Source organism: Kitasatospora sp. NPDC057500 (genome assembly GCF_042802195.1).
Lineage (GTDB): Bacteria > Actinomycetota > Actinomycetes > Streptomycetales > Streptomycetaceae > Kitasatospora.
In genome coordinates, this window is sequence record NZ_JBHVER010000074.1 from 1 (window position 1) to 14,850 (window position 14,850).

At 74.0% G+C, this 14,850-nt stretch carries 11 protein-coding genes; 6 read left to right on the forward strand and 5 right to left on the reverse strand.

The window, feature by feature from the left end; translation table 11 throughout:
- Positions 1-33: 33 nt before the first annotated feature.
- Both ACFU74_RS17840 and ACFU74_RS17845 read right to left on the reverse strand, forming a co-directional pair.
- Positions 34-390, reverse strand: coding sequence for a WhiB family transcriptional regulator (locus ACFU74_RS17840; RefSeq protein ID WP_380757643.1), 357 nt, complete (start codon positions 388-390; stop codon positions 34-36).
- A gap of 360 nt (positions 391-750) precedes the next feature.
- Complete coding sequence (locus tag ACFU74_RS17845) at positions 751-1,452, reverse strand: DUF1707 domain-containing protein (RefSeq protein WP_380757645.1); 702 nt, start codon at positions 1,450-1,452, stop codon at positions 751-753.
- 253 nt (positions 1,453-1,705) lie between these two features.
- Between ACFU74_RS17845 and ACFU74_RS17850 the strand changes: the two genes are divergently transcribed.
- Positions 1,706-3,373 (forward strand): fumarate hydratase, encoded by a 1,668-nt coding sequence (locus ACFU74_RS17850; RefSeq protein WP_380757599.1) that lies wholly within the window; start codon positions 1,706-1,708, stop codon positions 3,371-3,373.
- A gap of 98 nt (positions 3,374-3,471) precedes the next feature.
- Here the strand turns inward: ACFU74_RS17850 and ACFU74_RS17855 are convergent, their stop codons facing one another.
- Positions 3,472-4,233: a GntR family transcriptional regulator gene (locus ACFU74_RS17855; RefSeq protein ID WP_380757601.1), complete on the reverse strand. Its 762-nt coding sequence runs from the start codon at positions 4,231-4,233 to the stop codon at positions 3,472-3,474.
- Positions 4,234-4,451: 218 nt separating this feature from the next.
- Between ACFU74_RS17855 and ACFU74_RS17860 the strand changes: the two genes are divergently transcribed.
- On the forward strand, positions 4,452-4,733 hold the full coding sequence (locus tag ACFU74_RS17860) for a hypothetical protein (protein WP_380757603.1): 282 nt from the start codon (positions 4,452-4,454) through the stop codon (positions 4,731-4,733).
- A gap of 264 nt (positions 4,734-4,997) precedes the next feature.
- On the opposite strand, the gene ACFU74_RS17865 is transcribed toward ACFU74_RS17860, so the two are convergent.
- Positions 4,998-5,264 carry a hypothetical protein gene (locus ACFU74_RS17865; protein ID WP_380757605.1) on the reverse strand — a complete coding sequence of 89 codons (267 nt, stop codon included), beginning with the start codon at positions 5,262-5,264 and terminating at the stop codon, positions 4,998-5,000.
- Positions 5,265-5,480: 216 nt separating this feature from the next.
- Between ACFU74_RS17865 and ACFU74_RS17870 the strand changes: the two genes are divergently transcribed.
- The 3 genes from ACFU74_RS17870 (at position 5,481) to ACFU74_RS17880 (ending at position 11,744) form a co-directional block, all read left to right on the forward strand.
- Entirely contained in the window at positions 5,481-8,459 is a 2,979-nt protein-coding gene (locus tag ACFU74_RS17870) for a BTAD domain-containing putative transcriptional regulator (RefSeq protein WP_380757607.1), read from the forward strand.
- A 687-nt stretch (positions 8,460-9,146) separates the two neighbouring features.
- The gene (locus tag ACFU74_RS17875; RefSeq protein ID WP_380757647.1) at positions 9,147-9,842 is read left to right on the forward strand and encodes a class I SAM-dependent methyltransferase; all 696 of its coding nucleotides are present in this window, start codon (positions 9,147-9,149) and stop codon (positions 9,840-9,842) included.
- A gap of 90 nt (positions 9,843-9,932) precedes the next feature.
- Positions 9,933-11,744 carry a SpoIIE family protein phosphatase gene (locus tag ACFU74_RS17880; RefSeq protein ID WP_380757609.1) on the forward strand — a complete coding sequence of 604 codons (1,812 nt, stop codon included), beginning with the start codon at positions 9,933-9,935 and terminating at the stop codon, positions 11,742-11,744.
- A gap of 51 nt (positions 11,745-11,795) precedes the next feature.
- Here ACFU74_RS17880 and ACFU74_RS17885 read toward each other — a convergent pair whose 3' ends face one another.
- Positions 11,796-14,009, reverse strand: a complete 2,214-nt coding sequence (locus ACFU74_RS17885; protein ID WP_380757611.1) for an MMPL family transporter — start codon at positions 14,007-14,009, stop codon at positions 11,796-11,798.
- 217 nt (positions 14,010-14,226) lie between these two features.
- Here ACFU74_RS17885 and ACFU74_RS17890 point away from each other — a divergent pair, with 217 nt between their 5' ends.
- A complete protein-coding gene (locus tag ACFU74_RS17890; protein ID WP_380757613.1) occupies positions 14,227-14,850 on the forward strand; it encodes a TetR/AcrR family transcriptional regulator in 624 nt (207 codons plus the stop codon).

Below are 14,850 nucleotides of genomic sequence, written 5' to 3' on the forward strand. Positions count from 1 at the left end.
GTCTCGTCACCCGACGGGGCCCGCCCCCGCCGGTCAACCGGCGATCCGGCCCCGCGCCCCCGGCACCCGGGCCGCCTCGCGCAGCTCGGCGTCCCGGCGGCGGCGGCGCGCCAGCACCACCCGCCGCTCGGCCGCCGTCAGCCCGCCCCAGACCCCGTACGGCTCGGGCTGCGCCAGCGCGTGCTCCCGGCAGTCCAGCAGCACCGGGCAGCGGGCACAGACCTGCTTCGCCTGCTCCTCGCGCGACAGCCGGGCCGCGGTCGGCTCCTTGGACGGCGCGAAGAACAGGCCCACCTCGTCCCGCCGGCAGGCCGCGGCGGTGTGCCACGGGTTGTCCTCGCCGGCCGGCTGCGGGGCGGGGCGCCGGTCCAGGAACTGTGCCGCGACCACCGGTGAGGCGGCGGCGGACGGCCGCGCGGCAGGCGACGGGGCGGCCTGCTCAGGGGCGGCGGACGAGGTGGTGCGGGACTCGATCGGATGCAGCACGGCCGTACTCCTGACGAGGCTCTCGGACACGGGGAAGCTCGCTCCCCTGCCCAGCTGCGGGCCCCCGTTCACACCCCCGGGCCGGCCTCAGGCCGCCTCCGGTACGCAGCCGTACAAGAAGCGATGTGCCAGAGGAACTACCCCACGCCCGCGCGATTCATGCACACTGCACGCAACCGACTACAGCGTGCACCCGTCACAACGGCGAGTGCCCGGCCGGGAGTTGCCTCCGGCCGGGCACCGGGCCCGTGGTCGACGTGCGGCTCAGTCGGCGCCGAGCTGCTTGCGCACCCACTCCTTGAGCTTCTTGCCCCGGCGCGGCTTGGCCTCGCAGCCGCCGAACACCGCGGTGCCCTTCACCCGCACCACCGGCGCGTACGGGTCGGCCGCGGTCTGCTCCTTGACGTCGAAGCCGCCGAAGATGCCAACGCCGCCGCCGTGCAGGCTGACGTTCTCCGGCACCTTGATCTCCACCCCGCCGAAGATCGCCACCACGTCGATCACCACCTCGGGCGACTCGAACACGGCGTCGGTCAGGTCGATCTCCACCCCGCCGAAGATCGCCACCGCCCGCAGGTGGGAGCCCACCCGCCAGCGCCCCTTGCGGGAGGAGCCGCCGAAGACCGCCAGCATGGTCGGCGCCTCGTTGCGGGCCGGCAGCCGCACCGGGCCGTCCGGCCGGGGACCGGCCGCCGGGTCCGGGGTGCCCAGCGGGGCCTTCTCGAAGGAGATCTCGCGGTGCACCGGGAGGTCACGGGTCAGCGGCACGAGCTCGCCCAGGGTCTTGGCCGCGTAGGCCGCCTCGATCCGCTCGGCGTGCTCCTCGACGTCCAGGCGCCCCTCGGCGTAGGCGTCGCGCAGCAGCTCCGCCACCCGTTCGCGGTCCGCGTCCGACGCCCGCATCTCGGCCTGCGCCACCGGGGCGTGCACGGGCCGCGCGGGCGGCGTCGCCGCGGGCTTGGTCATCGGTACGGGCCCCTGTCCCTGATCGTCCATCTGCTGGTCCTGCGGGTCCTTCGACGGCGAGTTGTCCACAGGGTCAGCCTAGTCAACGGGGCAACCCCCGTACCCACCCGCGGGTGACCCTGGTCACGCAGGCGGACCTTCCCGCGTGCGGGAAATCGCCGGGTCCTACCCTTGAGGGTGCTTTCGCCCCTCCAGGGTGCTTCGCCGACGCAGCCGGAACACCGGCAACACTGGACACCTAAGGACCGCCCCCATGGCTCCCACGCCGGACTTCGAGTACAGCGACCTGCTCCCCCTGGGCGCTGACCCGACCCCCTACCGCAAGCTCACCTCCGAAGGCGTCTCCACCTTCGAGGCCGGCGGACGCACCTTCCTCCAGGTGGAGCCCGAGGCCCTGCGGCTGCTCACCGCCGAGGCGATGCACGACATCTCGCACTACCTGCGCCCGGCCCACCTCGCCCAGCTGCGCCGCATCCTGGACGACCCGGAGGCCAGCCCGAACGACCGCTTCGTGGCGCTGGACCTGCTGAAGAACGTCAACATCTCGGCCGGCGGCATCCTGCCGATGTGCCAGGACACCGGCACCGCCATCGTCATGGGCAAGCGCGGCCAGAACGTGCTCACCCAGGGCGGCGACGAGGCCGCCGTCGCGCGCGGCGTCTTCGACGCGTACACCAAGCTGAACCTGCGGTACTCCCAGATGGCCCCGGTCACCATGTGGGACGAGAAGAACACCGGCAACAACCTGCCGGCGCAGATCGAGCTGTACGCCACCGACGGCGACGCCTACAAGTTCCTGTTCATGGCCAAGGGCGGCGGCTCGGCCAACAAGTCGTACCTGTACCAGGAGACCAAGGCGATCCTGAACGAGGCGAGCATGCTCTCGTTCCTGGAGCAGAAGATCCGCTCGCTGGGCACCGCGGCCTGCCCGCCGTACCACCTGGCGATCGTGATCGGCGGCACCAGCGCCGAGTTCGCGCTGAAGACCGCCAAGTACGCCTCCGCGCACTACCTGGACAACCTGCCGACCTCCGGCGACGCGAAGACCGGCCACGGCTTCCGCGACCTGGAGCTGGAGGCCAAGGTCACCGAGCTGACCCAGAAGATCGGCATCGGCGCCCAGTTCGGCGGCAAGTACTTCTGCCACGACGTGCGCGTGGTCCGCCTGCCGCGCCACGGCGCCTCGCTGCCCGTCGCGATGGCCGTCTCCTGCTCGGCCGACCGCCAGGCGCTCGGCAAGATCACCGCCGAGGGCGTCTTCCTGGAGCAGCTGGAGACCGACCCGGCGAAGTACCTGCCGGACACCACCGACGAACACCTCGACGACGATGTGGTGCGCATCGACCTCGACCAGCCGATGTCCGCGATCCGCGCCGAGCTCTCCAAGTACCCGGTGAAGACCCGGCTCTCGCTCACCGGCACCCTGGTCGTCGCCCGCGACATCGCGCACGCCAAGATCAAGGAGCGCCTGGACGCCGGCGAGGGCATGCCCAAGTACCTCCAGGACCACCCGGTCTACTACGCCGGCCCCGCCAAGACCCCCGAGGGCTACGCCTCCGGCTCCTTCGGCCCCACCACCGCCGGCCGGATGGACTCCTACGTCGACCAGTTCCAGGCCGCCGGCGGCTCGATGGTCATGCTCGCCAAGGGCAACCGCTCCAAGCAGGTCACCGACGCCTGCGCCCAGCACGGCGGCTTCTACCTCGGCTCCATCGGCGGCCCCGCCGCCCGCCTCGCCCAGGACTGCATCAAGAAGGTCGAGGTCCTGGAGTACGCCGAGCTGGGCATGGAGGCCGTCTGGCGCATCGAGGTCGAGGACTTCCCGGCCTTCATCGTGGTCGACGACAAGGGCAACGACTTCTTCCGCGAGACCACCGAGGGCCCGCTGATCACCAGCCTGCGCGTCCGCTCCAAGGAGTAGCCCTCCCCCTTCCCCCGCCCCGCCCCGGCCGCCCCGCGCGCCCGGGGCGGGGCCGCGTCCGGCGGCCGACGGCCACCAACGGCAGGCGGGGGCCGGGATCAGGCGTCGAAGTCGTACTCCAGGACGTAGGAGGCGGCGTCCAGGGTCATCTCGTTCAGTTCGACGACCTGGCCCTCGTCGGCGAAGGCGGTGCGGCAGATCAGGATGACGGGGGTGCCGGCGGAGAGGTCCAGGCGGGCCGCCTCGTCGGCGCTGGGCATCCGGGAGCGGACCTCCTCGCGGAAGTGCACCGGCTTGGCGCCGATCTCGGCGAGGCGGGCGTAGGTGCCGCCCGGGCCGGTGTCCTCGCGGGTGATGGCGGTGCCCGCGACCAGGCCGGCCGGCAGGTAGGACGTGGAGAGCAGGACCGGCTTGCCGTCCAGGACGAAGCGGCGGTGCCGGACGCACATCGGCTCGCCCGGGTCGACGCCGAGCACCCGGGCGACGTGCTCCGGCGCGCCCTGCTCGGTGACCGCGACCTGGTCGACGACGAGGCTGCGGTGGGCGGTGTCGGCCGACCATATCGAGCGGCCCGAGCCCCACTGGCCCTGGGCGAGCCGCTGGATCCCGCGCCGGCGCAGCGGCCGGAAGTCCCGCACGAAGACGCCCGCCCCGCGGCGGGCCTCGGCGATGCCCTCGCTCTGCAGCACGCCGAGCGCCTGGCGGGCGGTCATCCGGGCCACGCCGTAGGTGTCCATCAGGTCGTTCTCGCCGGGGAGCCGGTCGCCCGCGCGGTACTCGCCGGCGTCGATGGCCGCCTTCAGGGTGTCGGCGATCCGTTGGTACTTGGGCTGCTTCTCGCCGCTGCTGCTGCCGACCATCGCCTTCTCCCTCGTCCTTCGCCGGAAATCGTAGGCGCGCCTTCGGTCTGCGGTAAGCCGATGGGACCGGTACGACCGTTGACATCTCTAGAGATATTAGCTTCTCTAGAGATGCTGGGTAGTCGCCGAGCAGAGCCGAACCAAGCCAAGCCACGACAGCGACCAGGGCCGGCCACCACCGTCGCCGCGCCCGCACCGGAGCAGCAAGGAGCAGCGCGGTGAGCATCCGAAAGCGCGCCGCCGCGGCCTACCGGCCGCGCGTGGGGGAACCCGTCCTCGACACCAGGACCGGACGCACCGGCATCTACATGGACACCATCGGTGGGGAGCACTACCTCCGCCCGCCCGAGGGCGGCCGCGAGTGGACCGCCCGCCCCGAGCACCTGGCCCCCGCGGCCCCGGCCGGCGGGGGCGCCGCCGCGGACCCCGACCCGACGGAGCGGAGCGGCCCGGGCGGCCGCGCCGACCCGGGGCCCGCCGCCCCCGCCCACGCGGCCTGAGACCGGTCCGCGGGGCAACCCCACCGGTGAATTCCGGCCACCGGACCCGTCCCGGACGTGCGAGTGCCCCGCACCGCCGGGACGGCGGGGTGCGGGGCACTCGGGTGCTGTGTGGGGCTACGGGTGACCGGCGATGATGCCGGCGGAGGCGCCGGTGGCCGTCACGAGGTAGCCGGTGGTCACCACGATCGTCGAGACGGCGACGACCGTGAGGCGACGAAGCCTGTTCAAGCGTTCCCCCCTGGAACTGCTGGTACCGAAGTCTTACGGGTGGCTGGAGATGATGCCCTGCGGCTCGCGCTCCTGGCCGGACTCGCCGTCGGCCGGCGCCTCGGTCTCGACCACGTACTGGGCCTCGTCACCGAAGAGGTCGTCCTCCAGGTCGGCCTTGCGGTCGGCGGAGGGCTCGGCGTAGTCGGCCTGCTCCGAGGTCGCGGCGACCGCGCCCTCGACAGCCTGGCCGGCCTCCGCGGCGACGGCCTCGTCGGCCGGCACGGTCGCCACGGGGGTCTCGCTCTGGTCGTTGGCCATACGTGGGCCGCCTTTCGGTCACAAGTGTCTTCCGCCCCACCGAGTCGGCGCGGGCGCGGGATCAGTATCGTAGGGTTGATTAAATGTCCGATAAACATCGTGCGGCTGACCGTGCCGTCCGGCAGAGTCGGCCCCCCGCCTAAGCTGAGGCCACCACAAGGGCGGAACCGCCGAGCGCCCTACCGGGAAATCGACACCAGGCCATCGGGGGACCACATGGAGTTGCGGGAAACGCCGCCTGCACCGGCGCTGCGATTCCAGGTACTCGGTCCGGTCCAGGCCTGGCTCGACGGCAGGCAGCTCGCCCTCGGCTCCCCGCAGCAGCAGGCCGTCCTGACGATGCTCCTGCTGCACGCCGGACGCCCCGTCACCACCCAGGACCTCGTCGACGGACTCTGGGGCGACCGACCCCCCGCCCAGGCCGTCGCGGCGCTGCGCACCTACGTGTCCCGGCTGCGCACGGTGATCGAGCCCCGCCGCGAGGTCCGGCGGCCCGCCGAGTTCCTCGTCTCCGTCGCCGACGGCTACGCGCTGCACATCCCGGCCGAGGCCCTGGACACGACGGTCTTCGAGCACCTCGCCGCCGAGGCCGCGACCGCCCGCAACGCCGGGGACCTCGACAACGCCCACCAGTTGCTGGTCCGCTCGCTGGCGCTGTTCGCCGGCCGCCCGCTCACCGGCGTCCCCGGCCCCTACGCGGACGCCCAGCGGCAGCGGCTGGGCGAGCGGCAGGTCTCGGTCGCCGAGGAGCGCTGCGCGCTGGCCCTCGACATCGGCCTGCACGCCGAGGTGGTCGGCGAGTTGAACTCGCTCACCGCCGAGCACCCGCTGCGCGAGCGGCTGCGCGAACTGCTGATGCTGGCGCTGTACCGCTGCGGCCGCCAGGCGGAGGCGCTCGGCGTCTACACCGACACCCGCAAGCTGCTGATCGACGAGCTGGGCGTCGAACCGGGCGCCGGACTGTCCACCATGCACTCCCGGATCCTGGCCGCGGACCCGGCGCTGACCCTGCCGGCCGTGCCCGGGCCGCCGGCCGCCGCCCGCGAGGAGGGGCCCGCCGCCCCGCCGGCGCCCGCTCAGCTCCCGGCCGACGTCTCGGACTTCAGCGGCCGTGCGGAGATGGTCTCCGACCTCTCGGCCGTGCTGATGAACGCCACCGGCCAGGCCGTCGTCGTCACCTCGCTGGCCGGCATCGGCGGCGTCGGCAAGACCACGCTCGCCGTGCACGTCGCCCACCGGGTGCGCGCGGAGTTCCCGGACGGGCAGCTGTACGTCGACCTCCGCGGTGCGGGCGCCTCGCCCGCCGACCCGGCCGTGGTCCTCGGCGACTTCCTGCACTCCCTCGGCGTCACGGAGAACCCGGACTCGCTGGAGCAGCGCGCCGCCCTCTACCGCTCGCTGCTCGCCAGCCGGCGGATGCTGATCCTGCTCGACAACGCCCAGGACTCCGAGCAGATCCGGCCCCTGATCCCGGGAGTCTCCGGCTGCGCGGTGCTCGCCACCAGCCGCTCCCGGCTGGCCGGCATCCCCGGCGCGCACCTGGTGGACGTCGAGGAGCTGACGCCGGAGGAGGCGCTGGCCCTGTTCTCCGCGATCGTCGGCGAGCAGCGCGTCGCCGCCGAACCGGAGGCGGCCATGGCGGTGGTGACCGCCTGCGGTTTCCTGCCGCTCGCCGTCCGGATCGCCGCGGCCCGGCTCGCCAGCCGTCCCCGGTGGAGCGTCTCGGACCTCGCCCGCCGCTTAGCCGATCAGCGCCGGCGCCTGGACGAGCTCCAGCTCGGCAACCTCGCCGTGGAGACCACCATCGGGCTCGGCTACGGGCAGCTCTCCCCCGCCGAGGCCCGGGCCTTCCGCCTGCTCTCGGTCGTGGACTCGCCGGACCTGCCGCTGGCGGCGGTGGCGGCGCTGCTCGGGACCGGCGAGGCCGAGGCCGAGGACCTCGCCGAGGCACTCGTCGAGGCCAACATGCTGGAGACCTTCTCCGCCGGCCGCTACCGGTACCACGACCTGCTCCGGCTCTACGCGCAGCGGCAGAACGAGCGGGTGGGGGACGTCGAGGAGCAGCAGGCCGCCGTGCTGCGGCTGCTCAACCTGCTGCTCGCCACGGTCCGCAACGCCGCTCAGGCCATCGAGCCCGACGACCAGCTCCCCGAGCCGCTGAACGCGCCGAGGTCCGCCGGGGTCCCGCTCGTCACCAACAGCTTCGCCCGGGAGTGGCTCCGCAGCGAGATCGGACTGCTGCTCAGCTCGGTCGAGGCCGCCGTCCAGGGGTCGGCCGGGCTGCTGCGTCCCGCCGTCGACCTGCTGATCGTCCTGAACAGCCTGGTCGAGGACCCGACGCACGGCGCCCGGGTCCGCCAGATGCTGGAGACCGCCGACCGCAACGCCGCGCTGTACGGGGACTCCGCCGCTCTCGCACGGGTGCACTTCGCCTTCGGCACCCTGCAGTCGATCACCAACGACTTCCAGAGCGCCGAGCAGTCGCTGCGCAAGAGCCTGGGCCTCCAGGCGCCCGAGGAGATGACCGTCCTCCGCTCGGCGGCCTCCAACGACCTGGGCATCATCCTCAGCCTCGCGAACCGCCCCGGCGAGGCGCTGCCGTTCTTCGAGCAGGCCCTCGCCATCAGCCGGGTGGTGGGCGCGCCGATCGGCGAGGCGCGGCTGCTCGGCAACATGGCCCGGGCCCAACTCGGCCTGGGCATGGTCGAGACGGCCGTCCGCTCGGTCACCGAGGCGGTCGCCACCGCGCGCGCCTCGAAGAACGGCCCCTGCCTGGCCGACACCCTGTACCAGCTCGGCGTCGTACTCTCCTCCGCCGACAATCCCGCGACCGCCGCCGAGCACCTGCGCGAGTCCCACCGGCTCTACCAGTCGCAGCAGAACCGGCTGCGCGAGGGCTACACCCTCGCCCGGCTCTCCTCCGCCCTGCTCGCCGCCGGCCAGCAGGCCGAGGCCGCCGAGGCGGCGGAGGAGTCGCTGGCGATCGGCCTGGAGATGGACTCCGCCTACTGCCAGGGCCTGGCCAGTGCCGCGCTGGGCGAGGCCTTGCTCGCCCTCGCCCAGCCCGCACGCGGCCTGGCGTGTCTGCGCGGAGCGCACGCCATCTTCACGCGGCTCGGTGTGCCCGAGGCCTCCCCCGTGGCGGACCTCATCTCCCAGCAGCACACCGAGCCCCTCTCTCCCCCCGCGCCGTAAGGCCTCCGTTCCCCCGTGCTCCCCCGGGAGGCCTTTCCCCCGTGAGCGTCAGGGGGCCCCCCCGCCCCCCGGCTGCGGGACCACCTTCAACGCTTCCCCGGCGCTGGACTCCACTGTGCACCGACCGGATTGACGTTCAATAAACGCCCGCTTGTCGGCCTTCCCGCCGGCGAAGCCGCAGGTCACTGGGGGTGCGGCAGCCCACCGCGCGGTGTGCGGGGCCAGGCCGCGCCACCCCGGCCCGCACCCCGCGCCTCCGGGCAGGGGGGCATCCTCGGCCAACCGCCACGAGTTGGCCGGAAACGGACCCCATGGCGCAGTGATCACGCATATTCTCGGAGGCCAGTACACACACAAGTGCACTTCTCCGGTGAAGCAATCCGGAAAAGGCAGCGCGGCGGCGCTCCCGCAGTGCAGAGTGTCTCTGTGCAAAGAGTCTGTGCAAAGTGTCAGCGTGCAGTCAGCGTGGCAATGCAGTCATTGTGACGCGGGGAGCGTGACGTACCGCCACCGGCAGCGGGCCGGCGGGGCAGCGCGGACGCCGGGAGGAGACGGCGGCCCGGCCCCGCGCCTCGTCCAGCCGACCGGAGGCCCGGCCGGAAAGGTGCCTCGATCGTGACGACCGGACAGATATCGGATCCGTTCCCCGTCGGCGAGGACGCGGGTGGCGACGACGGGTCCGACGTCCTGCGCCGCCGGGCCGCGCGCGCCCTGCAGGCGGTCGCCTTCGACACCATCGGCACCGGCTACGCCGAGGCGTTCCCCTCCAAGGACGGGCAGCTGGCCTGCGGGCGCCGGCTGCTGGCCGGGCTCGCGCCGGGCGCCGAGGTGCTGGACGTCGGCTGCGGCAACGGCGACCCGACCGTCCGGCAGCTGGCCGCGGCCGGGATGCGGGTCACCGGCGTGGACCTCTCGGACGTCATGCTGAACCTGGCCCGGCAGGCCGGCCACCCCGGCCCGCACCCGCCCGTCCTGCACCGCATGGACATGTTCGACCTCGCCACCGAGCGCGCCCGCTCCGCCTGGAACGCGCCCCGGCTCGGGCCCGCCGGGCGCGGCACCTTCGACGCGGTCACCGCCTTCTTCTCGCTGATCCTGCTCCCCCAGGACGAGATCCCCGTCGTGCTGGGCCGGCTGCGCGAGTTGCTGCGGCCCGGCGGACGGCTGGCGCTGGGTATGGTCGAGGCGGATCTCGATCACGTTCCCCTGCCGTTCCTCGGCCGGGAGCTGCGGATCAGCGGATATCTGCGGGAGGATCTCCAACGGGTCCTGCTGGCCGCCGGGTTCGCGGTCGAGGAGCTGGAGGGGCGTCCGTACGCTCCCGCCAGCACCTCGCTACCGCCGGAGGAGCAGTTGTTCCTCCAGTGCCGGCGGACCGGCTGACGGCCCGGACCGCAGGTCCCGGCAGACCCAGGCAGACCCCGGGCAGACCCCGACAGACCACAGACCGTACCGATCCCAGGACAGGCACCCGTGCGCGACCAGCTCAACCCCGAGGCCGGAGAGCCGCCTGCCCTGCCCACCCCGCGCCGCCCCTCGTCACCCCCGGAGCAGGTCCCCGAGCGCCTCGCCTACCTCGACTCCGCGACCCGGCGGATCAACAGCGCGCTCGACCTGGCCGCCACCCTGCGCAACGTCGGCCGGGTGCTCGTCCCCGCCCTCGCCGACGCCGCCGTCGTCCACCTGCGCGACCCGCTGCCCAACGTCGAGCGCGAGCCCGGCTTCCCCGAGCAGCTGCGGATCCACCACAGCCAGGGCACCCGGCTGGGCCGGCGCGGCCGCCCGACCGGCGACGACCGCCGCGACCGCTACGGCAGCCGGTACGGCGCCCGCTCCGCCGCCGACCCCGGCCCGGCCACCCCGGTCACCCGCGGCGGCGCGCTCGCCCACACCCTGCTCAGCCGCCGCCCCGCCGAACCGGTCGTGCTCGGCGCCGCCGGAGACACCGGCAGCGCCCGCACCACCGGGCTGCTGCGCGAGCTGTACGGCGCCCGCGGCCTGGCCCGGCTCAGCCCGGGGACGTCGGTGCTCGCCCTTCCGCTGCGCGGGCGCAAGACCGTGCTGGGACTGCTGGTGCTGATCCGGCGTCCGTCCGCGAAGAGCGGCCGGCCGGGCTTCGACGCCACCGACACCGCCACCGCCGCCCACCTCGCCACCCAGGCCGGGCTGGCCGTCGACACCGCGCTGCGGTACGCCCGCGAGTGGGAGATAGCCAACGAGCTCCAGCGCAGCATGCTGCCGCTGCGCCTCCCCCAGCCGCACGGCGTCCGGCTCGCCCAGCGCTACCTGCCCGGCGAGCGCGGCGCCCAGGTCGGCGGCGACTGGTACGACGCCGTGCCGCTGCCCGGCAACCGGGTGGCCCTGATCGTCGGCGACGTGATGGGCCACTCGCTGACCTCGGCCGCCATCATGGGCCAGCTGCGCACCAGCGCGCAGACCCTGGCCGCGCTCGACCTGCCGCCGCACGAGGTCCTCTACCACCTGGACGAGCAGGCCCAGCGGCTCGGCCGCGAGCAGCACCTGGCGACCTGCGTCTACGCGGTCTACGACCCGATCGCCAACCGGGTGGTGCTCGCCAACGCCGGGCACGTGCCGCCGGTGCTCGTCCAGCCGGACGGCGCGGCCGAACTGCTCGACCTGGAGGCGGGCGCGCCGATCGGCGTCGGCGGGGTCGACTTCTCCTCCGTCGAGCTGCCCGCGCCGCCCGGCTCGGCCCTGCTGCTGTTCACCGACGGCCTGGTGGAGACCCGCAACCGGCCGCTCAGCGACGGCCTCGAACTGCTCCGCGCCCGGCTCGCCGGCGCCCACCGGCACTCACCCGAGCACCTCTGCCAGGAGGCGCTGCGAATCCTGCCGCCCGGCGACCGGGGCGACGACATCGCACTGCTGGCCGCCTGCTTCGACGGCATCCCGGCCGGGGACGTCGCCCACTGGTACCTCCAGCCGCGCAACGAGACGCCGGGGCGGGCGCGCCGGCTGGCCGCGCACACGCTGCGCCGCTGGGGTCTGGAGGAGCTGACCGAGGCGACCGAACTGATGGTCAGCGAGCTGGTCACCAACGCCGTCCAGCACGCCACCCGCCCGGTGACGCTGAGCCTGGTCCGCACCACCCGGCTGCGCTGCGAGGTCGGCGACGACAGCCCGCTGCTGCCCCGGCCGCGCCGGGCCGGGCCGGAGGACGAGCGCGGGCGGGGGCTGCAGATAGTGGCCCGCTGCGCCGAGCGCTGGGGCGCGACCCGGCTGGGCACCGGCAAGGTGGTCTGGTTCGAGCAGCGCCTGCCGTAGCGGACGAAGTGGCCGCCCCGGCACAGCACGCCGGGGCGGCCACTCGGTCCGTCAGACCCGCTCGGGCACCCGCGCCCCGGACACCCCCGCCTCGGGGGCGGCGCCGCTCCCGGCGGGCTCCAGCCGGGCCATCAGCTGCTCGCCCTCCATGTCCACCCGGGGCACCACCTTGTCCAGGCTCTTCGGGAACCACCAGGCGGCCCGGCCGAACAGCGTCATCGCGGCCGGCACCAGCGCCATCCGCACCACGAAGGCGTCCACCAGCACGCCCACCGCGAGCGCGAAGCCGATCGGCTGGACGATCGGGTCGTGTCCGAAGACGAACGAGCCGAAGACCGCGATCATGATCAGCGCCGCCGCGGTGACCACCCGGGCGCCGCCCCGCACCCCGGCCACCACCGCGTCCCGCGGCGTCATGCCGTGCGCGTGGTGCTCCTTCATCCCGGAGACCAGGAACAGCTCGTAGTCCATCGCCAGCCCGAACAGCACGCCGATCAGCAGGATCGGCACGAAGCTGACCACCGGGCCGACCTTCGGCACGTCGATCAGGCCGTCCAGCCAGCCCCACTGGTAGACCGCGACGACGGCGCCGAGCGAGGCGGTGATGGAGAGCAGGAAGCCGACCACCGCCTTCAGCGGCACCAGGACCGAGCGGAAGGCCAGCGCCAGCAGCACCAGCGCGATGCCCGTGATCACCGCGACGAACGGCGGCAGCGCGTCGGCGAGCTTGGCGGAGACGTCGATGTTGGCGGCCGTGGTGCCGGTGACGTCGATCCGCGCGCCGGTCCCGGCCCGGAGCTCGTCGCGCTGGTCGCGGATGTCGCTGACCAGCTGCCGGGTGTCGGCGTGGTCCGGGCCGGTCTTCGGGATCACCGGGACGAGCGCGGTGCCGCTCGGCCGGTCGATCTGCGGCGGGAGCAGCGTCTGCACCCCGGGCAGGGCGGCGAGCCGGCCCGCCACGTCCTGCACCGCCTGCTCCGGGCGCTCGGCGCCGGCGGCGTCGACGACGACCACCAGTGGGGCGTTGAAGCCGGGGCCGAAGCCGCGGTCGACCAGGTCGTAGGCGGTGCGGGCGCCGGTGCCCTCGGCCTGCGAGCCGCCGCCGGGCAGGCCGAGGGTGAGGCTCGCGGCGGGCACGGCGAGCGCGACCAGCGCGGTGAGGCCGGCCAGCAGCATGGCGAGCGGACGGCGCACCACGAAGCCCGCCCAGCGCTCGCCGAGCGTCGTGCGCCCGGTGGTCCGCAGCGCGCGCCGCCAGACCGGCAGACGGTCGATGGCGCGGCCGGCGAAGCCGAGCAGGGCGGGCAGCAGGGTGATCGCGACGAGCACCGCGACGACCACGGCACTCGAGGCGGCCAGGCCCATCACGGTCAGGAACGGCACCCCGGCGACGGCCAGGCCGGCCAGCGCGGCGACGACGGTGAGGCCGGCGAAGACCACGGCGCTGCCGGCGGTCGCATTGGCCCGGGCGGCGGCCTCCTCCGGCTCCAGGCCCTCGGTGAGGTGGCGGCGGTGGCGGGAGACGATGAACAGGGCGTAGTCGATGCCGACCGCCAGGCCGACCATCAGCGCCAGCACCGGCGCGGTGGAGATGACCTCGAACGAGCCCGCCACCGTGAACACGCCGGCCATCGCGACGCCGACCCCGATCAGGGCGGTGGCCAGCGGGAGCCCGGCCGCGACCAGCGAGCCCAGGGTGACCACCAGGACCACCCCGGCCACGATCAGGCCGATCACCTCGCCGCCCTCGACCTGCGCCATCCGGTTGTAGGCGTCGCCGCCGAAGGCGACCGTGACCCCGGCCGCGCGGGCCGGGTCCGCCGCCGCCTCGACGGCGTCGCGCTGCTGCGCGGTGATGTCGCCGAGCTCGCTGTCGAAGGAGACCAGGCCCAGCGCGATCCTGCCGTCCGGGGAGACCGCGTCGGTGGCGTACGGGTCGGGGATGCCGGCGACGCCGGGGACGGCGGCGATCCGGGCGACCGCTTCGCCGACCGCCTCGGCGGTGCCGGGGGCGGCGATGCCGCCGGGCGCGTCGGTGGCGAAGACGACCTGGGCGGAGCCGTGGCCCTGCTCGGGGAAGGTGCCCTTGATCCGGTCCAGGGTCTCCTGGGCCTCGGTACCGGGGACCTTGAACTCCTCGGAGGTCGCTCCGCCGAAGGCCGCCGCCGCGCCGCCGAGGGCGATCAGCAGTGCCAGCCAGACGGCGAGCACGGTGCGCCTGCGGCGGAAGCAGAGGCGTCCCAGGCGGTACAGGTACGTGGCCATGCGTGCACCTTCGGTCGGTCGTTCGGGGGCGTGATCGGGATGGCCCGGGCCGTGCTCGGAAGGCCGTTCGGGCAGGTCGTGCCGAGGGACGCGGGCTCCGGGCCCGGTCGCCCGCACCACCGTACGCGCAACTTGTTCAGGTGACAAAGTCGAATGACGAGAGCGTGTGACCCGATTGCCCGATCCAGTTCTCCGAACATGGCGATACCCTGGCCCAATGGCTCATGTCCCGGCCGCCGAACGGCGCCCCCAACTCATCCAGGCCGCCATCGACCTGATGGCCCGCGAGGGCGTGGCCGCCGGCAGCACCCGCGCCATCGCGGCCGAGCTGGGCGTGGCACAGGCGACGGTGCACTACACCTTCGGCACCAAGAAGGACCTCTACCGGGCCGTCGTCGAGCAGCTGACCGCCGAGTTCATCGGCCAGGTGCGGGCGTCCGCGCCGGACGAGGGCCCGTTCGGCGAGCAGGTCCGCACCATGGTCTACGCCCTGTGGGACAGCGCCACCGGCGAGCACGGACGGTGTGCGCTGATCACCGAGTTCTCCGCGATGGCGCTGCGGGACCCGGACCTGCAGGAGACCATGCGGGCGCTCCAGCACGAGATCGAGGCCACCGCCGCCGCGCTCCTCGAAGGACTCGCCGCCACGCACGGACAGCCGCTGGCGCTGCCCGCACGCGAGATCTCGGTGTACTTCCTGGCCGGATTCAACGGGCTGACCGACCGCCACATGGTCCTCAAGGCCGCAGGCGAGGACCCCGAGGAGGAGTCCCGCCGGGCGCTCGACCTGCTGGTCGCCACCACGGTCGGCCTCTGCCTCGGCACGCCGGCCGCGGCCTGA

What these genes read in the sequence shown, in the direction of transcription:
- ACFU74_RS17855 (WP_380757601.1), bottom strand. Translation starts at nt 4,233, where the DNA reads ATGGTCGGCAGCAGCAGCGGCGAGAAGCAGCCCAAGTACCAACGGATC.
- ACFU74_RS17870 (WP_380757607.1), top strand. Translation starts at nt 5,481, where the DNA reads ATGGAGTTGCGGGAAACGCCGCCTGCACCGGCGCTGCGATTCCAGGTA.
- ACFU74_RS17850 (WP_380757599.1), top strand. Translation starts at nt 1,706, where the DNA reads ATGGCTCCCACGCCGGACTTCGAGTACAGCGACCTGCTCCCCCTGGGC.
- ACFU74_RS17865 (WP_380757605.1), bottom strand. Translation starts at nt 5,264, where the DNA reads ATGGCCAACGACCAGAGCGAGACCCCCGTGGCGACCGTGCCGGCCGAC.
- ACFU74_RS17890 (WP_380757613.1), top strand. Translation starts at nt 14,227, where the DNA reads ATGGCTCATGTCCCGGCCGCCGAACGGCGCCCCCAACTCATCCAGGCC.
- ACFU74_RS17885 (WP_380757611.1), bottom strand. Translation starts at nt 14,009, where the DNA reads ATGGCCACGTACCTGTACCGCCTGGGACGCCTCTGCTTCCGCCGCAGG.
- ACFU74_RS17845 (WP_380757645.1), bottom strand. Translation starts at nt 1,452, where the DNA reads ATGACCAAGCCCGCGGCGACGCCGCCCGCGCGGCCCGTGCACGCCCCG.